The organism is Streptomyces sp. NPDC054770 (genome assembly GCF_053611985.1).
Map to the genome: position 1 here is coordinate 71,084 of NZ_JBSHBL010000007.1, position 26,170 is coordinate 97,253.

Here is a 26,170-nt window from a genome sequence, read left to right on the forward strand (position 1 = left end):
AGCGGTCAGGCCTTCGGGGCCGCCTTGCTCAGGCCGTTGATGATGCGGTCCATCGCGTCGCCGCCGGTCGGGTCGGTGAGGTTCGCCAGGAGCTTCAGGGTGAACTTCATCAGCACCGGGTGGGTCAGGCCGCGCTGGGCGGCGATCTGCATGACCTTCGGGTTGCCGATGAGCTTCACGAAGGCGCGGCCCAGCGTGTAGTAGCCGCCATAGGTGTCCTTGAGGACGCGCGGGTAGCGCTGGAGGGCGAGTTCCCGCCCGCTGGGCGTGGCCCGCGCGTGGGCCTGGACGATGACGTCGGCGGCGATCTGGCCGGACTCCATGGCGTAGGCGATGCCCTCGCCGTTGAAGGGGTTCACCAGGCCGCCGGCGTCGCCGACGAGGAGCAGGCCGCGCGTGTAGTGGGGCTGGCGGTTGAAGGCCATGGGCAGGGCGGCGCCGCGGATCGGGCCGGTCATGTTCTCGGGGGTGTAGCCCCAGTCCTCGGGCATGGAGGCGCACCAGGCCTTGAGGACCTCGCGCCAGTCCAGTTCCTTGAAGGAGTCGGAGGTGTTCAGGACGCCCAGGCCGACGTTGGAGGTGCCGTCGCCCATGCCGAAGATCCAGCCGTAGCCGGGCAGCAGGCGGTCCTGGGGGCCGCGGCGGTCCCAGAGTTCCAGCCAGGACTCCAGGTAGTCGTCCTCGTGACGGGGGGAGGTGAAGTAGGTCCGGACGGCCACGCCCATCGGGCGGTCCTCGCGGCGGTGCAGGCCCATCGCGAGGGAGAGCCGGGTGGAGTTGCCGTCGGCGGCCACGACCAGGGGGGCGTGGAAGGTGACTTCGCGCTTCTCCTCGCCGAGCTTGGCGTGCACGCCGGTGATCCGGCCGGTGCGCTCGTCGACGATCGGGGCGCCGACGTTGCAGCGCTCGAAGAGGCGGGCGCCCGCCTTCTGCGCCTGGCGGGCGAGCTGTTCGTCGAAATCGTCGCGTTTGCGGACCAGGCCGTAGTCGGGGAAGGAGGCGAGATCCGGCCAGTCCAGCTGGAGGCGGCTGCCGCCGCCGATGATGCGCAGCCCCTTGTTGCGCAGCCAGCCGGCCTCCTCGGAGATGTCGACGCCCATGGCGACCAGCTGCTTCACCGCCCGGGGGGTGAGTCCGTCGCCGCACACCTTCTCGCGCGGGAACTCCGTCTTCTCCAGCAGGAGTACGTCCAGACCGGACTTGGCGAGGTGGTACGCCGTCGTGGAGCCGGCTGGCCCCGCGCCGACGACGATGACATCGGCGGTGTTTTCGGAGAGGGGCTCGGTCACGGCAGGGTCTCCCCAAGGCTCGAAATCGCGTGCCGACCGGCACTGGACATGGGCAGTCTATTCAGCGGTACTGATCACCCTGCTGAAGGGCTGCCCCTGTGAACCGAGCTCTCCCCGCGGTACGGCTGCGTGTACCCACGCACGAGGACGCGTTCGCCTGGCATCGGGTCTTCGACGACCCGGAGGTCATGGAGTTCCACGGCGGCAGGTCCGCCGAGCTGTCCGTCTACGAGGAGCTCACCGCCCGCCAGCGCCGGCACGACGCGGAGCTCGGCTTCTGCCTGTGGACGATGACCGACGAGGCCGGGCAGGTCATCGGCTTCACCGGTGCCCAGCCGTGGGCGCCGGACTGGGGGCCGCGGGGCGAGATCGAGATCGGCTGGCGGCTCGGGCGGGCCCACTGGGGCAAGGGGTACGTGACGGCGGCGGCCCACATGACGCTGGGGCGGCTGCGCGCGGCGGGCGTGCCGGAGGTGGTGGCGATGGTCCGGCCGGGGAACGAGCGGTCCGTCGCGGTCACCCGGCGCCTCGGGATGGAACTGACGGAGACGTTCCCGCACCCGAGGCTCCCGGAGGAGGCGCTCTGCTTCCGGCTCGGCCTGCGGGACGGAACCATGAGTAGTTACAGAGAGTGACGATCTGTTACAGAAAGACACCTGGCGCTTCCGGCTGCCGTATGCCGGGGGTTACCCTTCCAGTACCGCTGGGGGTGACATCTGTGCATATAACACCCAAAACACCCGAAGTGCGTGTGCCACGGCTGGTCGGGCTGATGGCCGTGGACGCGCGCGAGACCGCCCGGGCGAGGGGCCTGCTCCTCAACGCGCCGGACCGGCCGGAGTTCCATCTCACGGTCGTCGACTACGTCGTACGCCAGTTCCCGCAGCCCGGTGCCGAGGTGCCGCGGGACTCCATGGTGTACGTGTGGTTCGACTTCGGTGAGGGCGAGGGCGGCGGGGGCGTGCGCGAGCCCCGCATCCCACGGCCACCGACGGGCGGGCTGCAACGGGAGCTGGACCGGCCCGGGGACGCCTTCGAGGTGAGCAGCCTGTGAGTCCCCGGACGGGGCTCAGGCCTCCTTGAAGCCCCGGTGCAGGGCGACGATCCCGCCGGTGAGGTTGCGCCAGGCCACCTTCGACCAGCCCGCCTCGCGCAGCCGTCCGGCCAGCGCGGGCTGGTCGGGCCAGGCGCGGATGGACTCGGCGAGGTAGACGTAGGCATCCGGGTTGGAGGAGACCGCGCGGGCGACGGGCGGCAGTGCGCGCATCAGGTACTCCGTGTAGACGGTCCGGAAGGGCGCCCAGGTCGGGTGCGAGAACTCGCAGATCACGACCCGGCCGCCGGGCCGCGTCACCCGGTACATCTCGCGCAGGGCCGCGTCGGTGTCCTGGACGTTGCGCAGCCCGAAGGAGATCGTCACGGCGTCGAAGGTGTCGTCCCCGAACGGCAGCCGGGTGGCGTCCCCCGCGGTGAACGGCATCCAGGCGTTGCGCCGCTTGCCCACCTGGAGCATGCCCAGGGAGAAGTCGCAGGGCACGACGTAGGCGCCGGCCCGGACGAACGGCTGGGAGGAGGTGCCCGTGCCGGCCGCCAGGTCCAGGATCTTCTGCGCGGGGCGCGCGTCGACCGCCTTGGCGACCTCCTTCCGCCACTGCCGGTCCTGGCCGAGCGACAGCACGTCGTTGGTCAGGTCGTACCGTTCCGCCACGTCGTCGAACATCGAGGCGACTTCGTGCGGCTGCTTGTTCAGGGAAGCGCGGGTCACGCTCGCCATTCTTGCAGCACGTCCTCAGGGGAGAAGCTTCGGCTTCTTCTTCGCGGCCACGTCCTCCACCCAGCCGCACGCCACGATGAACACCGCGATCAGGATCCAGCCGACGCCGAACATGAACCACTGGCTGTCCAGCGGGAGCCACTTCTCGAACGCGGGCACGTTCCACATCTGGTCGATCAGCGGGACCGCGAGGACCAGGGCGATCTCGTGCCAGAGGTAGATCGTCACCGCGCGGGCGTTGAAGATCGTGACCGTCCGGTCGAGCTTCCTGTACCGGGTCAGCCAGGCAAAGTCGATCTTGAAGTAGGCCTTGGCCCACATCAGCAGCATCACGAACCCGGCCGACCAGAAGGCCTGCGCGAGGGGGTTCTCGTCCAGGTCGTAGGTGCCGAAGTCGGCCTGGTGCGAGAAGGCGTACCAGCCGCCGTAGCCGACGGCGGCGAGTGAGCCGACGACCACCAGGGCCGGCTTCATCCGCTGGAGCACGCCGTCGCGGTGCGCGAAGCCGAGGATCCAGCAGAAGAGGTACGTCGACAGGTCCCACAGGGCGCTGCCGAAGCGGTTGTCGGGGCCGGACCAGACGAAGTTCAGGACCAGGATCGGGGCCAGCGACCCCAGGAGCACCGGGACCGGGGCCTTGCGGAAGATCCACAGCAGGGCCGGGGAGAGGAGCACGAACCAGAGGTAGGTGCGCAGGTACCAGAGGATCTCCCAGGCCTGGGTGCCCCAGCTGTTGCCGGGCGGGTCGCCGAGCGGCACGACCCAGTAGACGATCTGCCAGCCCGGCATCCAGTCGTGGATCAGCATCGCCAGGACGACGAAGAAGCCCCAGAACCAGAAGGGCGGGAGGAGGCGGCGCAGGCGGCTCTTGACCACCTTGAGCGCGGGGCGCTCCAGGGACTTCGCCATGAGGGTGCCGGCGAGGCCGAACATGATGCCCATGGAGGGGAACACCATGCCGCACCAGGCCCAGCCGAAGGTGTGGTAGGTGACGACCCTTATGAGGGCGACGGCACGAAGAGTGTCGAAGTAGCGGTCACGTGCCGGTTTCTTGGGCTGCGGGTTCGGGTCGGGCTCCCGGGCGTCGGCTGTTTCGGTGCCCGGAGCTGTCGGCTGTGCCCACCCTCCCCCACTCTCGGCTTCGCTCGAGCGGGGGGACCCCCATCGCCCTGCGGAACGATTGCCCACAGCGGTGGCGGTGACAGCAGTCGGCTCCGACTGCGGCTCTGGTTCGAGCACCGGTTCCGGGTCCGGTTCCACCAGGGGCAGTGGGGCCGTCTGGTCCGGCGCCGGGGTGTAAGTGTAGTCGGGGTACTGCTGCTGTTGCGGGTACGGCTGCTGGGCGTACTGCTGCTGGCCGTAGGGGCCGTAGTCGTAGCCGTTGTGGCCCTGCTGGTACGGGTTCTGCTGGTCCCAGGTCATCAGCCGCTCACTCCCGCCGGGGTGCCGACCTCGCCCGTGCGCTTGAGTTTCTGCCAGCGCAGGCGGCCGCCGGTGAGGGCGGTGATGCAGGAGTGGATGAGGACGAGGTACATCATCTGACGGTAGGCCAGCTGTTGCAGCGGCATCATCGCGAGGTAGCGGTACTTCTCCTTGTCCAGGCGGAACGCGTAGGCCGCGCAGGCCAGTTGGATGCCGAGCACCGCGAGCCAGGCCAGCAGGGCCGCCTCGAAGTCGACGAAGATCATGGAGTAGACCGTGAAGACGTCGATCAGGGGGGCGAAGACCGGGGTGACGATCTGGAAGAGGACGACCAGGGGCATGCCGACGCGGCCGAAGCGGCCCGAAGGGCCCTTGTCCGTGAGGGACTTGCGGTGCTTCCACAGGGCCTGCATGGTGCCGTAGGACCAGCGGTAGCGCTGCGACCACAGCTGCTTCAGCGAACCGGGCGCCTCCGTCCAGGCCTTGGCGTGCTCCTGGTAGACGACCCGCCAGCCCGCGCGGTGCATGGCGATGGTGATGTCGGTGTCCTCGGCGAGGGTGTCCTCGCTCATGCCGCCGACCCCCAGGACCGCCTCGCGGCGGAAGGCGCCGATCGCGCCGGGGATGGTCGGCATGCAGCGCAGCAGGTCGTACATGCGCCGGTCGAGGTTGAAGCCCATCACGTACTCGATGTGCTGCCAGGCGCCGATGATCGTGTTGCGGTTGCCGACCTTGGCGTTGCCGGCCACCGCGCCGACCTCGGGGTCGGCGAACGGCTGCACGAGGTGCCCCACCGTCTCGGGCTCGAAGACCGTGTCGCCGTCCATCATCACGACGATGTCGTAACTGGCGTTGCGCACACCGTTGTTGAGGGCGGCCGGCTTGCCCGCGTTCTCCTGGCGGATGACCCGGACGTTGGGCATGCCGAGCTTGTCGGCGGCGGCGCGGGCGATCTCCGAGGTGCCGTCCGTGGAACCGTCGTCGACGACGATGACCTCGATCGGGTGGGTGCTCTGCGCCAGCGACTCCAGGGTGTTGGCGATGCACTCCTTCTCGTTGTACGCCGGGACGATCACGCTCACCGGCCGGGTGACCGTCGGGCCCCAGGTGAAGCGGCGTTTGTTGCGCTGTCTGTAGTGGCGGCGGGCGATGAGCAGCATCATCCCGAAGCGGCCCATCACCGCGACGCCGACGACGAACAGCAGGCCGGAGAGGACCGGGAGGGCCCACTCGGCTATCGCGACCGCCACGATGAGCGCCTTGCCCTCGTAGAGGGTCATGCCGGTGGCCGTGCGATGGGCGGCCTGGAGGCGGGAGACGGTGGTGGTGCGGGTGCCGGTCCCGCTTCCGGATCCGGTTCCGCCATTGGGGGCGGTGCCGCCCTCACCGTTGGGGGCGGTGCCGGTGCCGGGCTGGGAGCCGGTGCCGGTGCCCGTACCGGTTCCGGTCACGCCGGCCTCGGTGAGGCCGGTGGTGGTGCTGGTCTGGCTGTTCGAGGCGGTGCTCGCGGCGGCGGCCTGCCGGTTGGCGGTGCTCCGCTTCTGGATGACGCCGCTGACGGTGGTGAAGGTGTAGCCCTTCGCCTTCATCTTCTTGATGTACGTCGGCAGCGCCTTGATCGTCTGCGAGCGCTCGCCGCCGGCGTCGTGGAAGAGGACGGCCGCACCCTTGGTGCCGCTCGGCGTGGCCCACTTGACGATCTTCGAGACGCCCGGCTTCTTCCAGTCGTCGCTGTCGGTGTCGACGAACACGCTGGTGTAGCCCTCGTCACCGAGCTTCTTGTAGACCGGCCAGCTGTAGTTGTCGATGGCGTCCGTCTCGGAGGAGTACGGCGCGCGGAAGAGGGTCGTGGTGATACCTGCCGCACCCGCCAGCGCGAGCTGCGTCTGCTGCATCTCGCGGTTGATCCGGGCGTCGCTCTGGTACGACAGGTCCACGTGCGTGAACGTGTGGATGCCGACCTCGTTGCCCTGCTGGACCATCGTCTTCACGATGCTCGGGTAGCGCGACACCATCGAGCCGACCAGGAAGAACGTGGCAGGCACGTCGTACTGCTGGAGGATCTTGAGGACCTGCGGGGTGTAGGTCGGGTTCGGGCCGTCGTCGAAGGTGAGGGCGATGGTCTTGGAGGGGACGGAGACCGTGGTCGCCTGGCCGCCCCGGAAGGTGAGGATCGGGCCGCCGTCGAGGACCTTGTCCGGCACCTTGCTGGAGCTCGCGCCGGTGCGGACCCGCTGGTCGCCGCCGACCTCTGCGCGCAGATAGCCGTCGAGCAGCATCACGCAGGTCAGCGCCAGCAGAAGCAGCAGGGCGAGGATGACACGTGGTTTCTGCAACGCCGCGGCCCGGCCCGCCGCCCGCTCGATGCGGGTGGGGGCGCGCCTGCGGCCGCGTGAGGACGTCGGAGTAGTCATGGGGAGAGGCCTGCGTTTCCGGTCAGTCGGCGGTGGCGGATGCGGAGGCGGACGGGGTGGCGGCGGTCGAGGGCGGCGCCGAGGGGCGGCCGCTGGGCAGACCGGCCTGACGGCCGATGCCGCCCTGCGGGCGCTCACCGCCCGGGACGTTGCCGGCGCGCGCGAAGTCGGGGATCAGGGAGTCCGGGGTGAGCGAGGTCCCCCAGCCCATGAAGGCGGCGCCGAGCACTCCCGTGTAGGCGAGGCAGACGACGCCGAGGAGGAGGCCGACGCGCCGCAGCACCTTGGACCGGCGTCCGGAGGAGTCGACGAAAACGGGCCCCTCGGCAGACCCGTTGCCTTGTTTGCGGCGGCGACCGCGCCCGGCGGCGCGGCTTTCGATGACAGGCTCGGATTGCATTCCCCGGATATTAGAGAGTCTTTATGTGATCGTCTTCGCAGTTCTTGTGAAGTGCCCATGAGAAACCCCTTAACCTGTCTTTTTGCTGAGAGATTCTGTGAACACCTGCGGCGACCGCCGAGGAGGGGAAACTACCTGAACACCCCTTTTACGCTGTACCTTTGGCGAGCTTCACGCCCTTCATTCCATGAGGTTTCTATGTATTGACCGAACCGTTGAACGCGATGACCGTGTGAGACGTTTTCATTTGGAATCAGGCTTTGTTTCGAGCCTGAGACACAAATCACGAGAGCGGGTGCATCTTAATGCGGAGTTTCCTCAGGCCGGCTGCTGGGCTTACCTGCCTGTTTGCCATGGCAGTCTCGGGGTGCTCCACGGGCTCCGACGGCACGTCGGACGCGGCGCCCGCACCGTCGAAGAAGGCGTCGGCCTCGGCGAGCGAGGCCGACGGCTCGGACGGAGGGTCCGACAGCTCGGACGGGACCGGCACGGCCTACGCGCCCTACGTCAGCGCGACGGAGGCCGCCGACACGGACGACGCCGGGTCACCCTCGACATACAACCTGGCCTTCGTGATCGCCGACGGCAGCAGCTGCACACCGGCCTGGAACGGGACGGAGGCGATCGGCAGTTCGACCGTGAAGTCGCGGATCTCCAAGCTGAAGGTGGACGGTGCGACGGTCCGGGTGTCCTTCGGCGGGGCCTCCGGGAAGGAGCTGGCGACGACGTGCTCCAGCGCGTCGAAACTCGCCGCCGCGTACGGCGCCGCGCTGGACGCCGCGGGCTCCACGCAGGCCGACTTCGACATCGAGGGCGACACACTGACCGACTCCGACTCGGTCGCGCTGCGGTCGGAGGCGATAGCGCTGCTCCAGAAGGAACGGCCGGACCTGGAGGTCTCCTTCACGCTGCCCGTGATGCCGTCGGGGCTCGACTCCGACGGCCTCGCGCTGCTGGAGTCCGCGAACAAGTACGACGTGCAGGTCTCGACGGTCGACATCATGACCATGAACTACGGCGAGTCGTACGACGGGGACATGGGCGGCTACGCGGTCACCTCGGCGAAGGCCACGCACACGCAGCTGAAGAAGGTGTTCGGGCTGTCGGACGCGGGGGCGTGGGGCGGGATGGCGCTGACGTCGATGATCGGGGTGAACGACGTCGACGGGGAGACGTTCTCGCTGTCCGACGCGAAGGACGTGCGGGCGTTCGCGGAGGAGGAGGGGGTCGCCTGGGTGTCCATGTGGTCGACGTTCAGGGATGTGCAGTGTGAGAGCGGGGCTGCTTCGCAGGATGACGCGGCGACCGATTGCAGTGGGGTGACTCAGAGTTCGGGGGCGTTCGGGGAGGCGTTCGCCGGTTGAGTGTTGTCTGCGGGTGGGTGGGGGTTGATCGCGCCCACGCGGCGGAGCCGCATATTGATACAGCCCCGCGCCCCTGTCGGGGCGCTCCTACTTGCGCCTGTGGACAAGGCGCCCCGCGCACACCGTGGCGATGCACTCCCCCGCCGCATCGAACACCGCCAGGTCGGCCCGGCCGGACTGCACGATCGCCGACTTTGAGGGCATGCCCGGAACAACCACCACGTCGTTGCGGTCCGCCGCCGACCTCAGCTCGGGTGAGTCCACGTACCGTTCCAGGACCGCGGTCGCTCCCTGCTTCAGCACCGCGTGCACACGCTCCCGTGGGCTGGGGGCGTCCGGGAGAGGGCCGTCGTGGATGCGGGCGGGGCCCAGCGCACCCGGCCAGGTGCGGACCCGCGCTCGCGGGAAGCGCTCACGCAGGTCCTCGTACGGGCCGACGGCGGCGATCCGGTCCTGTACGACGGCCACCGCACCGTTCTCGACCGGCTCGGAGTCCCAGCTGACGCAGATCCGGTCCGCGGTGTGAATCGTCTCCACGAAGGCGTCAGTTGGAGGCGAGGAGCTTCAGCTCGGGGTGGGCCGTGCCGCCCTCGATCGCCGTCGAGGAGATGTGGGACATCACCCGCTCGTCGACCGGGTCGTTCGCCGGGTCGTCGTGGACGACGAGGTGCTCGTACGTCGTGGCGCGCTGGGCCGGGACGCGGCCCGCCTTGCGGATCAGGTCGATGATCTCCAGGCGGTTGGAACGGTGCTTGGCACCGGCCGACGAGACGACGTTCTCCTCCAGCATGATCGAGCCGAGGTCGTCCGCGCCGTAGTGCAGCGAGAGCTGGCCGACCTCCTTGCCCGTGGTCAGCCAGGAGCCCTGGATGTGGGCGACGTTGTCCATGAAGAGGCGGGCGATGGCGATCATCCGCAGGTACTCGAAGAGCGTGGCCTGGGTGCGGCCCTTCAGGTGGTTGTTCTCGGGCTGGTAGGTGTACGGGATGAAGGCGCGGAAGCCGCCCGTACGGTCCTGGACGTCCCGGATCATGCGCAGGTGCTCGATGCGCTCGGCGTTGGTCTCGCCGGTGCCCATGAGCATCGTCGACGTGGACTCCACGCCCAGCTTGTGCGCGGTCTCCATGATCTCCAGCCAGCGCTCGCCGCTCTCCTTGAGGGGCGCGATGGCCTTGCGGGGGCGCTCGGGGAGCAGCTCCGCGCCGGCGCCGGCGAAGGAGTCCAGGCCGGCCTCGTGGATGCGCGTGATGGCCTCCTCGACGGAGACGCCGGAGATCCGGGCCATGTGCTCGACCTCGGAGGCGCCCAGGGAGTGGATCACCAGCTGCGGGAACGCGTCCTTGATCGCCTTGAAGTGCTTCTCGTAGTACTCGACGCCGTAGTCCGGGTGGTGGCCGCCCTGGAACATGATCTGCGTGCCGCCCAGTTCGACCGTCTCCGCGCAGCGGCGCAGGATGTCGTCGAGGTCGCGGGTCCAGCCCTTGGCGGTGTCCTTGGGGGCCGCGTAGAAGGCGCAGAACTTGCACGCCGTGACGCACACGTTCGTGTAGTTGATGTTCCGCTCGATGATGTACGTCGCGATGTGCTCGGTGCCGGCGTACCGGCGGCGGCGTACGGCGTCGGCGGCGGCGCCCAGCGCGTGCAGCGGGGCGTCGCGGTAGAGGTCGAGCGCCTCCTCGGGCGTGATGCGTCCGCCCGCCGCGGCACGGTCGAGGACAGACTGGAGGTCGGCCTTCTCGGTCACCAGGGCTTCCCTTCGGCAGGGGTCGTGGACGGACCCTGTCAGCCTACGCCAGCCTCTCCGGCAGGTCGGCCTCGGTCCGGCCGAGGACGATCTGGTCGAAGAGGGCGCCGCCGCCGTCCGTGCGCACGCCGAGCTGGGTGATCTTCTTCAGCCTGCCGGTGCTCGCCGCCCACAGGTCCACGCGGACGGTCCGCCAGCCGTCGGCCGGGAACTCGTCGGCCGGGACCGTCAGCTGGGTCAGCACGGTGTCGGGGGACCCCCACTTCGAGATCCCGGCGTTCACCCCGAAGTACTGATCGTCGCCGTCCGCCTCCGGGCTGCCGCCGGGCCCCAGCCGCAGGCCGATCCCGGTGGTGTCGGCGCCGAGCGCCTTCCAGGCGAACTGGAGGTACCGGTACTGGGCCGGGGCGCTCGGGTGCTCCACGATCTCGAAGTTCCAGTCGTGCATCGTGTCCAGGAAGAAGAGGCCGTGCCGGATGGGGTACTGGGCGTCCGGCAGCGCCACGGGCACCCGCAGGCACCTGTTGCCGGCGTACGCGCCGCCCTCCTGGATGTCGACGACGTGCGGGCCGTCGAGCAGAAGGTCCTCCACGTCGTCCACGCGGTCGTCGAAGAGGACGGCGAGGGCGTTGTTCTCCACCACGTCCCGGTGGGAGGGACCGAGGACCCTGCCGTGGAAGACCAGTTCACCGAGCCGGAGATTGCCCGCCGGCCAGGTGGAGCCGCCGGTCGTGACGAACCGGAAGCGTCCCGAGTGCAGCGGCGGCTCGATGGCGTGGCTGTGCAGGGCCTGGTCGGAGAGGAGCATCGGACCGTCCCGCCAGGCGCCGGCCCGGGCGTCCCACCACTGGAGCAGGACGTCCCGCATCCAGGACTCGGGGTGCGCGGGGTCCTCGGCGATCGTGACGCCGGTCAGCTCCAGCTGGTAGCGGAAGGTGTCCACCGTGAAGAGGAAGCGGTGGTCCGAGCCGGTGGCTCCCATGCCGTTCAGGAGCGTCCGGTTCAGCCACGGTTCGGCCGGCGGATCGGCGCTGCCGTCGGTGAGGAGGGTGAAGACCTCGTTCGGGTCCTGGGTCATGCCACGATCCGGATCGACCGTCTTCATGCCGAGATAGGCGTGCGTCCGAACCAGGAGGTTGGGCGTCAGCGGGTAGGCCTCGGACCGCGCGTTGCCCCAGTCCGCCCGCACCACCGGCACCGGGTCCGGGGCCCGCAGCTTCGACCGGATGTCCTTCTCCTCGGGGATCAGCCGGGTCCGCCAGCGCTCGTCGAGGTCGGCGTCGTAGCGGATCACCGTGCCCATCCAGGTGGCCACCAGCAGATCGCCGTCCGGCAGCCAGGCCGGAACCGGGAGGGCGCGCAGGTCGGTCGCGGCCAGCAGGGCCCCGTCGCGGTCGAGTACGGACAGGGTGCCCAGCTCGCTGCCCACGGCGATCCGGGTGCCGTCGGGCGAGACGCGCGGGCGGCGCAGGAAGTCGTCCCCGGTGTACGTCCACAGCAGCCCGCCCCCGGTGTCGAAGGCGCGGAGCTGGTTACCCGTGGTGACCACGAGGAAGGAGCCGTCGGCGGAGAGGGACAGCTCGCTCGCCGAGGTGGGGAGGGTGTGGGCCAGGGCGCCGTCACGGATCACGAACACCCGGCCGCCTTCGGCCTCGGACGCGATCACGGCCGTACGTCGGTCACCGCTGACGGTCGCGGCGCCGAAGGCCCCGCCGAGGCTCCCGCTCTCGGTGGTGGCGAACGTCCACAGGGTGCTGCCGTCCGTCGCCGAGAGGCCGGTGACGGTGTCGTCGGCAAAGGTGATCAGGGTGTCGTCGTCGAGGGCGAGGAGGCGCAGCGGGGTGCGGCGGTGCTGCGCCCACCAGGGGTGCGTCCACTTCTCGTGCCCCGCGTCGTCCCACACCGCGAGGCCCAGGTCACCACAGGAGGCGGTCCACGAACCGCCGGGCGCCACCGCGAAGTTGTTCAGACCGTAGTCGTAACCCCACTCGCTCTTGGACCAGTCGGTGGCCTTCTTGGGCAGGCCGAACAGGGCGTACCGGCGCTGTGCCCGTCCGGCCGAGTCCAGCTGGTAGAGGTGGTAGCCCTCGGCGGAGTCGAGGTCGAAGCCCTGGGCGGCGAAGCCGTCGGGGCGGGCGACGGGGGCGTAGGCGAAGTGGTGGCCGACCCGCTGCCGCCAGCGGGTGCGGCCGGTGGCGAGGTCGAGGCCGTAGAGGTTGTGGTCCCAGTCGAAGGTGTTGAGGGCGGCGGTGCGGCCGTCCGCGGAGACGGCGATGTCCCGGACGTGCGGGCCGAATCCGTCCTCGGAGGCGGTCGGCAGCGGGTCGTGCAGCAGCGGGACGATCGCGTAGAGCCGGGCCGGTACGGTCCGCAGATCCGCCGTGAAGGCGCCGTCGAGCAGCGAGACCGGTGTGCCGGTGAGCACGTCGACGACCTGGTGCAGCGCGGGCAGCCGTACCTTCAACCGCGCCTGCACGGGCAGCCGTTGGGCGCAGAGCAGCCCCAACCGCCAGGCGGTCTCCGGCTCCCAGTCGGGCATGGTGTTGTTGACGGCCCAGAGGTACGTGATGTCCCCGGCCGTCCATTCGCTGAGCAGCACCTCGGGGTTGTCGCACTGGGCGACCGGCGTGACGGCGGCCAGCGCTTCGGCGACGGCGGCGCCCTGCGCGAGGAAGGCGCGGCGCAGGCGGTAGTAGGAGGTGTCGTCGCCCTGCCAGGCCGGTTCCCGCTTGAGATCGACCTGGTCGAACCCGAAGCCGAGCGGGCGGAAGGCGGTGCGGTACTTGGTGTGGCAGGTGTCGTCGGCGTACACGGTCGCCCGCACCGCCCGCAGCGCGTCGTCCAGTTGCGGATCCAGGTCGACCTTCTGGCCCACGAGCAGTACGGCCTGGTAGCCGCGCAGTGCGTCGGCGGTGACGTCCTCGGTGAAGACGAAGGACGCGGGGCGGTGGGCGTGGAGGCAGGCGTTGTAGGCGTCGTAGAGGCGGGCGAAGTAGAGGCTGGCGAACCAGCCGCCTTCGTCGGTCTCCAGGCGCAGCATCCGGGTGGAGACGACGATCGCGATCCGGTTGGCGGTGCGGGCGCCCGCGACGGTCGGGGCGAGGCGGGCGATCAGGTCGAACGCGGCGCGCTGGACCGAGGTCTTGCCCGCTCCTCCGGAGCGCGGTTCGCCGCGTTTCCAGCCGCTGCCGCCGGTGCGTTCCGCGTAGGCGGTGACCGGTTCGACCTGGCGGACGCCCTCGTCGGGGACCAGGCCGGTGCCGTTCGGGCCGCGCAGCACCTGCTGGAACAGCGTCGGCAGGATCATCCCGCCGGTGCCGTCGTCGTTGGACAACTCCGGGTGGCCCCAGGCCGGTTTGCCCGGTCGCCGGTAGAAGTCGACCATGTGGGCGGTGGCCAGCATCACCTGGATCTGCTCGCCCTGGTAGTGCAGGTCGACCTCGTCGGCCTGGGCGAACAGCAGCGGGGGCACGGTCTGGGGCTGCCGGTAGGGCGGGGTCAGGGCGGTGGTCAGGCTGGGGGCCGCGCTGTCGAGCGCCTTGCGGAACTCCTCCGCCGCGGTCGGCTTCAGCGTGATCGAGCGGTCGGTGACGGTGTCGAGCACGGGCGCCCAGGTGGGATCGCCGGCGGCGATGGCCTGCAGGCGGTCGTTGTACTCCGTGCGCTCCGCGTCGCTCTCCGCGGCGACCACGCCCACCGGGCCGTTCCACCAGTTGGCGGCCCAGGTCCAGCCGCGGAAGGCGGTGTACGTGGCGAGCCGGTCGGTGGCCGTCGTGAGATCGTTCACCAGGGTGGGCAGGTCGCGGCTCTCGTAGTTCTTCGGCCAGTTCAACGGCAGGAAGGCGTCGTTGAAGAGGAGGACCGCCTGTTCCTCGATGCCGTACGCGCCGTAGCCCGCGATGGTCCGGCGGCCCACGTCCTCGAAGACGGCCTTCCGCCAGTGGACCGAGGCCGGTGACTTCTGCAGCCTGGCGACGATCTCCCCGTCGGCGTCGTAGTCGGCGGTGAAGGTGCGGCCCCAGTTCACGCCGAGCCGATCGACGGCGAGGTTGAGACCGAGCGCCCGCACCCTGGCCAGGTGGGCCTGGACCAGTTCCGGCAGGTCCGCGAAGCGCGGCAGCCTGGCGGTGGCCGGATCCTTGACGGCCTCGCGGGGGTCGATGGGGAAGCAGGCGTGGTTGGGGGCGTAGATGTCGGAGTACAGGGTGAGATGGAAGTCCGGCCTGCCTGCCAGTCCCGGCCCGATCTCCAGGTACTGCGGGGCGACGGTGAAACCGGCCGGCGCATCGGCGTCGACGACGTACCGTCCGGGCTCCAGGTCCGCGGTGATCTCGGGGCCGATGTCCAGCCGGCCGGCGCCCGTGGCGTCCAGGGGGACGTGGTCCCAGTCCCGGACCTCGGACCCCGCTCGCGTCAGCACGACCCGTACCGCGGTCGGCAGCGGCACCCCGGAGGCCGCCCGGGCCGCGATCGCGACGGTGACGGCCTCGCCGCGGCCGTAGTGGAGGCGGTTGAGGTTGACCGGCGGCCTGTCGGCGCCGCTCCGGTCCTTGTCGACACGGCAGCTCATCAGGGACAGCGAGCCCTGCCCGGCGCCTTCCGGGCGGATCTCGACGATGCCGTCCAGGACGTACTCGGACAGGCGTCCGCCGACGTCCGGCGACACCCGCACCTGGTACAGCCCGCGGGCGTCGGCGGGCGGGGTCACCGCGCCGCCGGACAGCGGGAGTTCGGTGAACTCCGGCAGGCCGAGCGGGCGCAGCCAGACCCGGAAGCGCGGCCGGTCGGCCCAACTGCCCGGGGTGTGGGTGACGGTCAGGGGCACCGGCCTGCCGGCGGTCCACACGTCGGCGTCGTACTCCACGCTCAACCGCTCGACATCGGCGGGCACCTGGCCGAGCGCGGTGCCCTTCGCGGCGTCGTACACCTCGACCAGGCAGAGCGGGTCGTTCCGCTTGACGTGGTACTTCTCGTCGTGGAGCCGCAGGTGCTGCACCTCGTAACCGTCACCGGGCAGCGCGATGGTGCCCGCTGTGTACTTCTTCTGCCCCCTGCTCCCGGGCGTGTAGATCCGCAGTTCCTGCTTGCCCTGGCCCTTGACGATCACGTGGAGGTCGCCGTTCGCCTTCGCGTCGAAACCGCCGTAGAGCCCGCCCGAGACCTTGACCTCGTCGTACCAGAGGAGCTGCCCCTGGAGATCGGTGGCACAGAGGATGCCGGACGCGCCGTTCCCCGCCTTGGACCACGCGGTGTAGATGCGGTCGGCGTTCTCCGCCACGCGCAGGCCGACCGCCGTCTTGTTCGAGACGGCGTCGGCCGGCAGTCCGGTGAGGTGGATCTCCTGGTTCAGGGTGGCGTCGGGGTTCAGCCTGAGCACGCGTCGCCGGTGCTGGTCGAGGGCGTAGAAGGCGCCGGACTCGGCCGCCTCGAGGCCCGAGGGCGAGGTGTAGCCGAGGGTGTCGTCGGCGGCGAAGTCGTCGTAGTGGCCGAGTTCGGTGAAGTCGGCGTCGTAGAAGACGATCCGGTGCTGGAAGTGGTGCTCCGCGATCGCGATCACCCCGGCCCCGTTGGCCGTGACGGCCAGTGCGGCGGCACCGACCCGGACGAAGCGCCGGGTACCGTCCGAGCCCAGCCGCAGCAGCCGGCCGTCGGGGGTGCCGCCGGTGACCAGATAGCGGTTCCCGTCCCGGCCGTACCCCAGTTTCAGGTTCGGCACGTCGAAGACGGGATGGTACCGGGATACGACCTGCTCGATCTTCCTTGCGCCCACTGCGGCTCTCCCCCGCTCGCGCCGATCGCGGCTCACCCGCGGTTCATGATTGGCGCGGGCATGCCTCAGCATCGCCACGTCCGCAGGACCAGCACAATCACCACACCGGGCGAGCTGTCGAACTCCCTTGCGGGCGACCGGAGTTCTACGCCGTGTACGCCCCCACCAGCAGTCCCGCGAACGCGCCGGCGATCAGGAACGGCCCGAACGCGATCGCCGTCTTGCGCCCCGCCCGCCGTACGACGACCAGCGCACCGCCGTACAGGGCGCCGAGCAGGAATCCGGCGAAGGTGCCGAGCAGCACCGTGGGCCAGCCGTACCAGCCGAGGGCGGCGCCGGTACCGAGGGCCAGCTTCACGTCGCCGAAGCCCATACCGCCGGGGTTGACGAGGAAGAGGACGAGGTAGGCGCCGCCGAGGGTGAGGGCCGCGTAGAGCGAGGTGAGCCAGTCGCCGGCGTGTTCGGGGAGCAGCGCGGCCACCCCGAGGAGGGCGAGGGTGGCGGCCGCGAGGGGGAGCGTGAGGGGGTCGGGCAGCCGCTGCACCCGGAAGTCCACCACCGTGAGCAGTACGGCGACGGGGGCCAGGAGCAGCCAGACGGCGAGTTCGGGGCGGGTGCCGGTGGCCAGGGCGAGGGCTGCGCAGACCACGGCGGTGGCCAGGGCGAGGGCGAGGGGGGCAGGTGCGGGGTGGTGGGTGGTTGCGGTTCTGGTGTTCCCACCCGCACCACCCGTGCGACTTTCGTCGTCGGGTGCGGGTGGCCCCTGTGGGGCGTTCTCGCCGTCGGCGGCCGCGGGTTCGTCGCCGGGGGTGGGTGCGGAAGCCTCCGGCGGTGCGGGTACGGATGCACGGGTCGGGGAGCCGGTCGCACAGTCGCCGCAGTGCGTACGGCCCAGCCAGCCCCTGATGGGGTGGCCCGCGGGGCATGCCGTGCGCCACTCCTCGCCCGCCGGGACCGAGAAGCGGTACGCGGCGCGGGGCAGCAGGGCGCCGGCCGTCGCGCCCCAGAGGGCGGCGACGGCCGGGAAGGCGAGGTCCAGGGCGGTCATCCGGTCGCGGCGGCGCCGTCGCGCCAGGTCGGCAGGAGTTCGTCCAGGAGGGCCTCGGTGCGCGGGGGCAGGCCGCGCGCGCCGCTGCGGGCGACGAGGTCGGCGGCGAGGGCGCGCAGCCGGTCCGGGTCGCCGGTGGCGTGCGTGGCACGCAGCAGCTCGTTCCAGAGGCGCTCGTCCGCCGCAGCGGTCTTCAGCGCCGCGCCGAGCGCCTCGATCGCCTTCTCCGCGCGGTCCTTCTCCAGGTGGAACGCGGACAGCGCGAGGCCGATGTCGGCGACGAGCAGCGGCAGCTGGGCGTCGATGATCTCGTGGGTGAGCCAGCGGTAGCGGCCCTCCGCGCGGTCGGCGAGCAGCGGGCCGCGCACCAGGACGAGCGCGTCGGTCAGGAGGCGGCCGCGGACCGCCCGGCTCTCGACACCCTTGCCCTGGGTGGCCTCGTGGTAGAGGGAGCGCAGGACATCCAGGTCGGAGACGACCGACTTGGCGAGCGTGAGACGGCCGGCCGCGTCGGCGCGCAGCCGGGCGCTGCCGTCGGGGTCGGTGCCGAGCCAGCCGCGCAGCCGCTCCAGGAGGGCGTCGCGGACGTCCTCGGTCACGCCCCGCGGCCACAGCGCGGACGACAGCACGCGCGGGTGCACGCCCTCGCGGTGCAGGAGGAGGAGAGCGAGGGCCTCGTGGAGGAGGGGACTGCGCTCGCCGTCGGGGGTGTCCAGGCCGATGATCTCGTACGGTCCGACGAGCCGCGCGTACACCGCGGGACGGCCCTGTTCGCTGATGTCGACGAGGAACGGCGGGGTGGTGGTGGGCCCGTCCGGGTCGCGCTCGGGGTCGGCCTCGACGAAGAGTTCGACGACCGCGCGCTGCTGGACGGCGGGCAGCAGCTGGGCCTGGAGTTCGAGGCCGAGGAGCGGGGCGAGGAGCCGGCCGTCCGGGGTGATCTCCATCGCCCAGGCGGCGCCCGGCAGGTCGTCGCTCTCGGAGCCGACCAGGTAGCCGATGCCCAGCCGGGCGGCGTCGGCGGCGAGTTCGGCCAGGCGCAGGGCGTCCTCGGCGGACGGCTGGGTGGCGAGCAGCACCAGGTTCGGCGCCCAGCGGGTGTGCTGGGCGGGCCCGGTCCGGCCGGTGAGGACCGAGTGGTGGTCGGCGGCGCCCAGCGCGCCGCGCCGCTGCCGGGTCTCCGCCTCCATCGTCTCGAACAGCGCCTCCACGTCGTCGAGATGGCGCAGCCGGTTGGGGGCGAGCGGGGTGAGGTCCGCGCCGAAGCCGACGAGGGTGATGGTCATGCGGTCCGACCAGCCGTTGGTGGCGAGTTCGGCGGCGACGGAGGAGAACACGGCGGCCCGGTCGGCCTCGCGGCCGCTCAGCGAGACGATGCCGGGCACGGCCTCCAGGTTGAGCAGCAGCCGCGAGTCGTCCATGGTGCCGAGGCTGACGAGCCCCGGGTACGGGGCGGCCGCGTCGGTGTCCTCGTAGTGCTCGGCGTCCGCGCGGGCCAGCGTCCAGAACGTCTGGTCCTGGCCGAGCTGCCAGGGCGCCGGGGGTTTGCCGGCCGGCTGGGCGAGCTGCAGATGCAGGTCGCCGTGGCTGAGCCAGGCCGCGTAGACGACGGGCAGCGAGCGGGATTCGGCGGTGAGGGCGGCGGCGAGTCCGCGCAGCGACCGGTCGAGCAGGCGTACGCCCTCCGGGTCGGCGCCGACCAGCAGCGCGTCCTGCACGTCCTGGGCGTCGCCGGTGGGGATCGGCGGTTCCATGCCGCGGCGGCCGCCGACGGCACCGAGCGCCGACTGCCACAGGGCCTGCCGGCGCCGGCGGCCGAGGGCGGCGAGCAGGCCCGCGGCCAGGAGGGGGGCGCCGAGGAGGGCCTCGGGCAGACCGAAGGAATGGGCCGAGGAGTGCGCGGAGGTCTCGTGCGCGGCGGGGGCGCCGGTGTCGCCGCTCTGTCGCGGGCTGGGCACGGTGATCTGGGCGGTGGCCCCGTCCTGGTCCGCGTGCTGCCCGCCGCCCTGCTGCTGGTGCTGCTGGTGCTGGGCGTGGTCGCCGGTCTTCGCGTAGTCGCCGATCTGCTGCTGGACCTCCGGCGAGGCGTGCGCGTCGGGGTTCTCGACGAGTTCGCCGCCGTGCGCGTCGCCGGGCATCTCCATGATCCAGCCGGGGCGGATCAGGCTGGCCTCGGAGAGCCGGGAGCCGTCGGGCTGGACGCGGTCCTTGTTGAGCTCGTAGATCTCCTTGTACCGGCGGCCGTCGCCGAGGTGGCGTTGCGCTATCTCCCACAGGGAGTCGTGGTGGCGGCCCTCGGGCGGCTGGATCCGGTAGTACTTCGTCGCGCCGTGGGTGGCGGTGGAGCCGTGCTCGGCCTGGGCGGAGACGTGACCGGCCTGTTCGGCGAGGGCGGCGGCGGTGCTCTTCGCCTGCTCCTGCTGCTGGGCGAGGATGCCGGGGGTCGCCTGGGCGGTGGCCACCGTACCCTTCTGGTTGCCCTCCAGGCTGTGGCCGAGCTGGGAGAGGCCCGGGGTGAAGCTGGCGGCGGTGGCGCCGACGAGCAGCAGCGCGGCCACGAGCTGGCGGGCGAGCAGCTGGCTGGGGCCGGAGCCGGGGACCCGGCCGGGCAGGCCGACACCGGAGACGGCGGCCTTGACCTCGACCAGCACGCAGGCCGTGAACTGGGCCCAGGCCAGCCACACGATGACCGTCAGGGTGTTCAGGAACACGTCGACGCCGATCGGCTGCGACAGCCAGTCCATGCTGGGCGCGCTGTGCGGCAGCGGCCAGCCGACGGTCACGGCGAGGGCGCCGGGGACACCGACCACCAGGACGAGCAGGACGACGAAGGCGAGGAACGCCTTGACGACGTCCCCGAAGGTGCGCCGACGCATCCGCACCGGCTGCGGGGTGCGGTTGCGCGGACCCGACGGAGCGGTCCCCGTCGCTCTTCCCGTCGAGCCTGATGTGCTGCGTCGCGCCATGGCGGGTGTCCCGGGGTCGTGTGCGGAAGGAGTGGGCCGGGGGTACGACGAGCCTGCCGAGGTCCCCTTGACGATCCTATTGACTGGCACCGACAGCGTCGAAGGGGTAGAACGACGAACGACCGCCCGAATTACCCCTTTTCGTCAACCGGTTCCCCATTGGCCGGAGTTACCGTCACCCGACCTGCACACACCCCCTCCACGCACCCCACACAGTCCGTCAGCCGCCGACCCGCAGCGAGGACAGCAGGAAGCGGGTGAGGGCGGAGGTCGGGAAGCTGATCGCCGCCACGCCCTCCTCCGCACGGAGTTCGACGACCGTGCGGGAGTCGCCGTACGGGCGTACGTGCACGTTGCCGAGCACGGCCGGCCCTTCCAGGCCCTCCTCCAGCAGGGCCCGCGCGAAGGTCCAGGTGACCTCCTCGCCGTCCAGGGAGATCCACGGCGGGAAGACGAAGTGCACGGCCTGCGGGTCGGCGGAGGTGTAGCGGAGCGTCGCGGGGACCGCCACCTCCTGTTCGTCGGCGGTGAGCAGGCGGGCGCCGGTGGGCTGCTCGAGCGTGATGGGCACGGGTGGTCTCCGGGGGTGCGGTGCGGTGGTGGGCCGTCGTACAAGTGAGAGCGCTTGGCGACGGGTTCATTACGCCGGAAACACAAGCGACTTGAGTGACATGTGTCACTTTCCGTTGGGCTTGAAACTTTGCTTGAAAGTTTCGTCATCTACTCTGACAAACCTTCTCCCGCCCCTGCGCCGGCAACTGGAGCGTTCCGCCATGCACGACGGTTCCTCTGCAGTGATCAGCACCACCGCCTACGCCCGGATCTACGAGGAACAGCAGCCGCGTCTCGTCGCGTACGCCCGCTCCCTCACCCGGAACGCCTGGGCGGCCGAAGACCTCGTCGCCGAGGCGCACTTCAGGGTCTGGCGGCGGCTGGCCGAGGGGCACGAGATCGACAACGTGTCGGCGTACCTGACGACGACCGTCCGGCACCTCGCGTACGCCGCGAGCAGCACCGCGCGCGAGATGCCCCGCGACCCGCACGACGACGAGCAGGCCGAGCCCGGCCGTCACGGCGACGACCCCGCCGAGCACGTCTCCTCCGTCGATCTGCTGGTGCGCGTACTGGCCCAGTTGCCCGAACGCTGGGTCAAGGCCCTCTGGCTGGCCGAGGCGGAGGGCCAGCCGCTGGCGCAGATCGGGCCGCAGCTGGGCACCAAGGAGGGCGCCACCGCGGTCCTGCTGCACCGCGCCCGGGAGGGGATGCGGCAGGCCTTCCTGCGCACCCAGACCGGGGCCCCCGACGACCCCGCCTGCCAGGTCCACTGGAGCCGGATGCCCGCATACGTGCGCGGCGCCGCGACGGAACGTCAGTCCGACCGGCTGCTCGGCCATGTGGACACCTGTGCGGACTGCCGGGCCCGGCTCGCCGCCCTGATGAGCGCCAACGACCGGCTCCCCGCCCTGGTCGGGCCGGCCCTGCTGGTGTTCGCGGTGGGCGGCACGGCCGGCAAGTTCCTGCTGGCCCTGACCGCCGCCGGGGCCTCGGCGGGCGGTCACGCGGGCGGGGGCGCGAACGGGCTGCTGCACGGCGTACGGCAGGCCACCGGTGTCGGCGGTGCGAAGGCGCCGTTGGCGGTCGCGGCGGGAGCGATGGCGGCCGGTGCGACGGCGCTGGTGCTGATACTCGGCCCCGGCCAGTCCGCCTCCGTCCCCGCCCTGCGGACACCGGTCGCCGACGCGCCGGTGACACAGATGCCGGTCGCCGAACAGCCGGTGGTCCCCGAGGACGCCCCCGCCACCGGCCCGACGGCGACACCCGGACAGGGCGAGGGGCAGCCGGTCCCGCAGCGGAACGCGGACGGCGGCGGTACCGACGCGGTCGCCGGGTCCCCGTCCGAGCCCGTGACACAGCCGCCGGCGTCGAGCGGCGGCAGTGGCGGTCGCGGTGACGGCGGCGACGGCTCGACGGCGGATCCCGGCGGGAACACCCCGGGGGACGGCGGGAACGGCGACGGGAACGGAGGCGGCACTCCGCCCGTGACCACCGAGCCGACACCGCCCGCCACGCCCACGGACCCGGCACCCACTCCCCCGACCCAGCCGACCGAGCCGACACCGCCCGCCGATCCCCCGACCGACCCGGTGTACCCGGCTCCCGTGGACCCCCCGCCCGCCACGGACCCCGCCCCGGCGCCGGCCGACCCGGATCCGGTCACCCCGCCCGACGACAACTGCCCACCCCGGCACGGCCATGGCAACGGGGGCGGCAACGGGAACGGCAACGGGGGCGGCCGTGGCAACGGGAACGGGAACGGGGACGGGGGCGGCAACGGGTACGGCGACGGCCATACTCACGGCGGCAAGGACCGCACCGCCCCCGGAAGCGCCTAGCCGACCTCGTTCTCGGCCGTCGCCTCGCCGTGCACCACGATCGCGCCGCCGTAGAACATGCCCGTGAAGACCGGTTCGTACGTCAACTGGACCTCGACCTGCACCTGTTGGGCGTCGGCGAAGATGCAGTGGGTGCCCGCGATGTCCGCGGTGGACATGTCCATCTCGCGGGCGAAGGTCTTCACCCGGGCGTCGCAGTCCTGGAAGTTGATCGGCGCATCGCCCTGGTTCTCGTACAGCTTGCCCAGGTCGATGTCCTGGGCCGCGTAACGGGCCGCCTGTTCCGCGATGTCGGCGGCCCGCTCGCGCTTGGAGATGGACAGGCCGCCGTCGATGACGAACGCGGACAGGGCGAGGAAGACCAGGGCGAAGATGATGACCGCACCCGCTCCCGAGCCCCGGTCGTCGAGACGGAGCCGGCGCGCGGTCCACCAACTGCGCAGCACCGCAAGGCTCATGCTGCCCTCCGGAACGGGTCCAGCGGTGACGAGAAGCTCGCGGTGAGTGTCGTCGGGATGTCCAGGCCGAGCATGGCCAGGCCCCGCACCTCGCAGCTCACCTCGACCGTGAAGATGGAGTCGGGCGCGAAGCCCGCGCTGGTCTGGACGACGGAGACCGGGCCGGAGCAGACGTCCGACAGGTCGGCCTCGGCGGCCTTCTTCGCCTCCGACATGGCCGTGGCGTGGTCCTTCTGGATGGACCCGGCACGGGCCGCGTCCCGCGCGGCGCCGTCGACCGCCCCACGCCCGTCGACGAGTTGGCCGAAGGCGACCAGCACGAGAATGAACAGGATCATGACCGGGGCGAGGATGACCACCTCGACGGTGGACAGCCCCCGGTCGTCGTCCCGGGCTCTTTTCGACACGTCCGTTGCAGAGGGCATCTAGTTCTTGTCCTCCACGAACCGCTCCACGGGCCCCGCGGACCGCGCGTGCACCTTCAGGTCAAGACCCGGGAACACCGTCGGGATGCGGGCCGTGATCTCGACGCCGACCGTGGTCTGCTCCGGCTGGAGCATCTTCACGTCGGGCGACAGCACCAGCTGCGGCCCGAGCTGGCTGATGTAGGAGTCGACCACGTCCTGGGCCTCGCCGCGCCAGGCGCCGGGCTCCGCGTCCGCGGTGGCGCGGGCCTTGCGGGCGCCGGCCTGGGCCGCGGCCTGGGCCACATGGTCGGCGAAGAAGTACAGCGCGAACTGCACCGTCGCGAAGATCATGAAGAACAGGACGGGGGTGAGGAACACGAACTCGATCGCCGTCATGCCCGAGTCACCGCGCGCGGCGGCGGCACGGCGGCGCAGCCATCCGTTCACATCCACACAGACCCCCGTCATCCCCGTTGCGTCTCTTCGTGCGCCTGCCGCCTGCTCAGCAGGTCTTGCTGTCGCTGGCACCCTGGATGCAGTTGCCGACCTTGGTGGCACCGCTCTGCAGCGCGTTGCTGATGATGGCGGCCACGACGCCGACGATCGCCACGACGACCGCGGAGATGATGACCCACTCGACGGCGGAGGCACCGCGGTCGAGTTCGCCGGAGCGGGCGCGCTGCACCCGGCCCTGGAAGAAGGTGACCAGGAAGTCCACCGCCGGGATCCCGGTGCTGAAGTTCCGTGTGTTCATGATGACTTGTCCTCTCGAAACAGCAGTTGGCGAAGGTTCTCGAACCGGCTCACATCAGCTCACACTCAGCTCACACCTGGAACACCCGCATCGCCGCCGGGAAGATCAGGAAAACCAGGAAGCCGGCGCACAGCAGCAGCTGGGCGACGAGCATCGACTGGGACTTCTCGCCCGCGCTGCCCTCGATCTCGGCGAGTTCGCGGTGCCGCATGGTCTCGGCGCGGGAGGCGAGGGACTCGCGGACCTTGGCGCCGTCGTCCGCGACCAGGGCGAGCGAGGCGGAGAGGTCCTTGAGCTCCTCCACGCCGAGTTCCTCGCCGAGCGCGCCCAGCGCCTGCCACTGGCTGACGCCGGTGATCCGGGCGTCGGCGAGAGCGTTGCGGATGCGCTGGTTGGCCCAGCCGTCGGAGATCTCGGCGGCCGCCATCAGGGCCTCGGGCAGGCCGCGGCCACCGGCCAGGCTCATCGACACCAGGTCGAGGTAGGCCCCGATGACCCGCCTGAGGTCCCGGCGCCGGTCGGCCGCGTCCCGTCGTACCTCCAGGTCGGGCAGGAAGAAGAACAGGGCCGCGCAGGCCAGGGCCAGCCAGACCGGGATGACCGGGTTGTGGCCGAAGCCCATCGTGTAGACGACGGCGAACAGGAACGGCCCGAAGACCAGGCCGCCGGCCGCGAGCAGCACCTTGGTCGCCAGGAACTTCTCCCAGCCGCGGTCCAGCACGGCGAGGTCGGCGCGGAGCGAGCGCTGTTCCCAGCCCTGCTGCCGGTAGAACTCGGCGACGCGCTCGCCGACTTCGGCGCGCAGCGAGCCGAACCGGCCGGTGTCCTGGGTCTGCCGCGCCGACTCGTAGGCCGCGCCGCGTGCCCGCATGGCGTCGATCCGGGCGACCTGCGCGACCGCGCTGCGCTGGGACGGCATCAGGGCGCGGATCAGGGCGTAGACGCCCAGTCCCAGGATCACGCCGACGATGATCGGCATGGTCAGGCTCATCGGCGTACTCCTTCCTCGTTGGGCAGCGGCTGCTGGCCGCCGGTGGGCTGCCCGGGGGCGGTGCGGGGCGGTCGTACGAACTGCACGGAGGACTGGTCGCGGACCAGGAAGCGCTCCGGGGTCTCGATGGTGGAGAGCTTGCGCAGCCACCAGAAGCCGAGCGCGAACAGCCCGCAGACCAGGGCGAGGACCAGCTGGCCGACGGCGGTGCCGTACGGCGCTACGAAGTCGCGGTTGAAGACGGCGAGGCCGAGGACGAACGCGACCGACACGGCGACGACGATCTGCACCGACCGCCGGGTGGAGGCGCGTTGGGCCATCACGCGCTGGCGCATGTCGACCTCCTCGCGCGATGACTTGGCCAGGGCGCCCAGTACCTGGCGCAGACCGGGGCCGCGCAGGCGGGCGTTGAGGATGAGCGCCGCCACGATGATGTCGGCGGACGCGTCGTCGATCTCGTCGGCGAGGTGCTGGAGCGCGTCGGGCAGCGGGGTCCGGGCCCGCAGCCGGTCGACGAGGGCGTCGAGATGCGGCCGCAGGATGGGGGCCGCGGCCCGCGCGGAGGCCGGGATGGCCTGCTCCAGGCCGACCGCGCCGGCGATGGTGTCGCGCAGTGACTCGGTCCAGGAAGCGAGGGCCTCCACGCGCTTCATCGCGGCCCGCTCCTCGCCGGCGCCGCCGAACAGCTTGTCCCAGAAGAAGACCAGGACACCGGCGGCGACACCGGCCACCGCCCAGCGGGTCAGCAGCAGGACGGCTAGGCCGATGATGGCCGCGAGGGAACCGCGCTGGCCGGCGAACCGGACGAGTTCGGCGGCCCGTTCGTTGGCCCTCTGCTTCTCGTGGTCGGGCTTGGCGGGCAGCCCGCGGACGGCCAGGACCAGCAGCGCGAGTCCGCCGCCGACGGCGACTCCGCAGCCGAGGGAGTAGAGGACCGAGGTGGAGAAGAGGCCGCCCATGGAGCCCAGGGAATCGA

The 26,170-nt window shown here is 71.2% G+C and carries 21 protein-coding genes; 4 read left to right on the forward strand and 17 right to left on the reverse strand.

The features are described from left to right. Positions 1-5: 5 nt before the first annotated feature. A complete protein-coding gene (locus ACWGKQ_RS09295; protein WP_453291265.1) occupies positions 6-1,289 on the reverse strand; it encodes a geranylgeranyl reductase family protein in 1,284 nt (427 codons plus the stop codon). Positions 1,290-1,387: 98 nt separating this feature from the next. Here ACWGKQ_RS09295 and ACWGKQ_RS09300 point away from each other — a divergent pair, with 98 nt between their 5' ends. Next, positions 1,388-1,924, forward strand: a complete 537-nt coding sequence (locus ACWGKQ_RS09300; RefSeq protein WP_453291266.1) for a GNAT family N-acetyltransferase — start codon at positions 1,388-1,390, stop codon at positions 1,922-1,924. 110 nt (positions 1,925-2,034) lie between these two features. Continuing rightward, complete coding sequence (locus ACWGKQ_RS09305) at positions 2,035-2,343, forward strand: PASTA domain-containing protein (RefSeq protein ID WP_453291267.1); 309 nt, start codon at positions 2,035-2,037, stop codon at positions 2,341-2,343. A gap of 15 nt (positions 2,344-2,358) precedes the next feature. On the opposite strand, the gene ACWGKQ_RS09310 is transcribed toward ACWGKQ_RS09305, so the two are convergent. The 4 genes from ACWGKQ_RS09310 to ACWGKQ_RS09325 are packed head-to-tail and all read right to left on the reverse strand — an operon-like array spanning position 2,359 to position 7,299. Continuing rightward, a complete protein-coding gene (locus ACWGKQ_RS09310; RefSeq protein ID WP_351487518.1) occupies positions 2,359-3,054 on the reverse strand; it encodes a demethylmenaquinone methyltransferase in 696 nt (231 codons plus the stop codon). Between the two features lie 24 nt (positions 3,055-3,078). After that, a complete protein-coding gene (locus tag ACWGKQ_RS09315; RefSeq protein WP_453291268.1) occupies positions 3,079-4,485 on the reverse strand; it encodes an acyltransferase family protein in 1,407 nt (468 codons plus the stop codon). Continuing rightward, positions 4,485-6,899 (reverse strand): bifunctional polysaccharide deacetylase/glycosyltransferase family 2 protein, encoded by a 2,415-nt coding sequence (locus tag ACWGKQ_RS09320; RefSeq protein ID WP_453291269.1) that lies wholly within the window; start codon positions 6,897-6,899, stop codon positions 4,485-4,487. Before ACWGKQ_RS09320 ends, ACWGKQ_RS09315 begins: the two co-directional genes overlap by 1 nt. A 22-nt stretch (positions 6,900-6,921) precedes the next feature. Continuing rightward, positions 6,922-7,299, reverse strand: a complete 378-nt coding sequence (locus ACWGKQ_RS09325; protein WP_453291270.1) for a hypothetical protein — start codon at positions 7,297-7,299, stop codon at positions 6,922-6,924. Between the two features lie 305 nt (positions 7,300-7,604). Between ACWGKQ_RS09325 and ACWGKQ_RS09330 the strand changes: the two genes are divergently transcribed. Further along, a complete protein-coding gene (locus ACWGKQ_RS09330; RefSeq protein ID WP_453291271.1) occupies positions 7,605-8,663 on the forward strand; it encodes a chitinase in 1,059 nt (352 codons plus the stop codon). Positions 8,664-8,750: 87 nt separating this feature from the next. On the opposite strand, the gene ACWGKQ_RS09335 is transcribed toward ACWGKQ_RS09330, so the two are convergent. From ACWGKQ_RS09335 to ACWGKQ_RS09360, 6 genes are all read right to left on the reverse strand, one after another. Further along, complete coding sequence (locus ACWGKQ_RS09335; protein WP_453291272.1) at positions 8,751-9,200, reverse strand: imidazolonepropionase-like domain-containing protein; 450 nt, start codon at positions 9,198-9,200, stop codon at positions 8,751-8,753. Positions 9,201-9,207: 7 nt separating this feature from the next. After that, positions 9,208-10,407, reverse strand: a complete 1,200-nt coding sequence (gene mqnC, locus ACWGKQ_RS09340; RefSeq protein ID WP_390043245.1) for a cyclic dehypoxanthinyl futalosine synthase — start codon at positions 10,405-10,407, stop codon at positions 9,208-9,210. 43 nt (positions 10,408-10,450) lie between these two features. Next, positions 10,451-16,177, reverse strand: a complete 5,727-nt coding sequence (locus ACWGKQ_RS09345; protein WP_453291273.1) for a WD40 repeat domain-containing protein — start codon at positions 16,175-16,177, stop codon at positions 10,451-10,453. 145 nt (positions 16,178-16,322) lie between these two features. After that, positions 16,323-17,225 (reverse strand): prepilin peptidase, encoded by a 903-nt coding sequence (locus ACWGKQ_RS09350; RefSeq protein WP_453291274.1) that lies wholly within the window; start codon positions 17,223-17,225, stop codon positions 16,323-16,325. Continuing rightward, entirely contained in the window at positions 17,222-20,191 is a 2,970-nt protein-coding gene (locus ACWGKQ_RS09355) for a hypothetical protein (RefSeq protein WP_453291275.1), read from the reverse strand. The genes ACWGKQ_RS09350 and ACWGKQ_RS09355 overlap by 4 nt, the downstream gene beginning before the upstream one ends. A gap of 220 nt (positions 20,192-20,411) precedes the next feature. Next, complete coding sequence (locus ACWGKQ_RS09360; RefSeq protein ID WP_453291276.1) at positions 20,412-20,762, reverse strand: SsgA family sporulation/cell division regulator; 351 nt, start codon at positions 20,760-20,762, stop codon at positions 20,412-20,414. A gap of 202 nt (positions 20,763-20,964) precedes the next feature. Between ACWGKQ_RS09360 and ACWGKQ_RS09365 the strand changes: the two genes are divergently transcribed. Beyond that, a complete protein-coding gene (locus ACWGKQ_RS09365; RefSeq protein ID WP_453291277.1) occupies positions 20,965-22,584 on the forward strand; it encodes a sigma-70 family RNA polymerase sigma factor in 1,620 nt (539 codons plus the stop codon). On the opposite strand, the gene ACWGKQ_RS09370 is transcribed toward ACWGKQ_RS09365, so the two are convergent. From ACWGKQ_RS09370 to ACWGKQ_RS09395, 6 genes are all read right to left on the reverse strand, one after another. Continuing rightward, complete coding sequence (locus tag ACWGKQ_RS09370; protein ID WP_453291278.1) at positions 22,581-23,042, reverse strand: TadE/TadG family type IV pilus assembly protein; 462 nt, start codon at positions 23,040-23,042, stop codon at positions 22,581-22,583. The genes ACWGKQ_RS09365 and ACWGKQ_RS09370 overlap by 4 nt on opposite strands. Further along, on the reverse strand, positions 23,039-23,467 hold the full coding sequence (locus ACWGKQ_RS09375; protein ID WP_453291279.1) for a TadE/TadG family type IV pilus assembly protein: 429 nt from the start codon (positions 23,465-23,467) through the stop codon (positions 23,039-23,041). Before ACWGKQ_RS09375 ends, ACWGKQ_RS09370 begins: the two co-directional genes overlap by 4 nt. Continuing rightward, entirely contained in the window at positions 23,468-23,845 is a 378-nt protein-coding gene (locus ACWGKQ_RS09380) for a TadE family protein (protein ID WP_453291390.1), read from the reverse strand. It lies immediately after the preceding gene. 106 nt (positions 23,846-23,951) lie between these two features. Next, complete coding sequence (locus tag ACWGKQ_RS09385) at positions 23,952-24,203, reverse strand: hypothetical protein (RefSeq protein ID WP_453291280.1); 252 nt, start codon at positions 24,201-24,203, stop codon at positions 23,952-23,954. A 70-nt stretch (positions 24,204-24,273) separates the two neighbouring features. Beyond that, entirely contained in the window at positions 24,274-25,194 is a 921-nt protein-coding gene (locus tag ACWGKQ_RS09390; protein ID WP_453291281.1) for a type II secretion system F family protein, read from the reverse strand. After that, entirely contained in the window at positions 25,191-26,153 is a 963-nt protein-coding gene (locus ACWGKQ_RS09395) for a type II secretion system F family protein (RefSeq protein ID WP_453291391.1), read from the reverse strand. Before ACWGKQ_RS09395 ends, ACWGKQ_RS09390 begins: the two co-directional genes overlap by 4 nt. Between the last annotated feature and the right edge of the window lie 17 nt (positions 26,154-26,170).

Excerpts from the sequence above, each read along its gene's own strand:
- ACWGKQ_RS09315 (WP_453291268.1), bottom strand. The coding sequence starts at position 4,485 with ATGACCTGGGACCAGCAGAACCCGTACCAGCAGGGCCACAACGGCTAC.
- ACWGKQ_RS09320 (WP_453291269.1), bottom strand. The coding sequence starts at position 6,899 with ATGACTACTCCGACGTCCTCACGCGGCCGCAGGCGCGCCCCCACCCGC.
- ACWGKQ_RS09325 (WP_453291270.1), bottom strand. The coding sequence starts at position 7,299 with ATGCAATCCGAGCCTGTCATCGAAAGCCGCGCCGCCGGGCGCGGTCGC.
- ACWGKQ_RS09330 (WP_453291271.1), top strand. The coding sequence starts at position 7,605 with ATGCGGAGTTTCCTCAGGCCGGCTGCTGGGCTTACCTGCCTGTTTGCC.
- ACWGKQ_RS09350 (WP_453291274.1), bottom strand. The coding sequence starts at position 17,225 with ATGACCGCCCTGGACCTCGCCTTCCCGGCCGTCGCCGCCCTCTGGGGC.
- ACWGKQ_RS09355 (WP_453291275.1), bottom strand. The coding sequence starts at position 20,191 with ATGGCGCGACGCAGCACATCAGGCTCGACGGGAAGAGCGACGGGGACC.
- ACWGKQ_RS09365 (WP_453291277.1), top strand. The coding sequence starts at position 20,965 with ATGCACGACGGTTCCTCTGCAGTGATCAGCACCACCGCCTACGCCCGG.
- ACWGKQ_RS09370 (WP_453291278.1), bottom strand. The coding sequence starts at position 23,042 with ATGAGCCTTGCGGTGCTGCGCAGTTGGTGGACCGCGCGCCGGCTCCGT.
- ACWGKQ_RS09375 (WP_453291279.1), bottom strand. The coding sequence starts at position 23,467 with ATGCCCTCTGCAACGGACGTGTCGAAAAGAGCCCGGGACGACGACCGG.
- ACWGKQ_RS09380 (WP_453291390.1), bottom strand. The coding sequence starts at position 23,845 with ATGACGGCGATCGAGTTCGTGTTCCTCACCCCCGTCCTGTTCTTCATG.
- ACWGKQ_RS09385 (WP_453291280.1), bottom strand. The coding sequence starts at position 24,203 with ATGAACACACGGAACTTCAGCACCGGGATCCCGGCGGTGGACTTCCTG.
- ACWGKQ_RS09390 (WP_453291281.1), bottom strand. The coding sequence starts at position 25,194 with ATGAGCCTGACCATGCCGATCATCGTCGGCGTGATCCTGGGACTGGGC.
- ACWGKQ_RS09395 (WP_453291391.1), bottom strand. The coding sequence starts at position 26,153 with ATGGGCGGCCTCTTCTCCACCTCGGTCCTCTACTCCCTCGGCTGCGGA.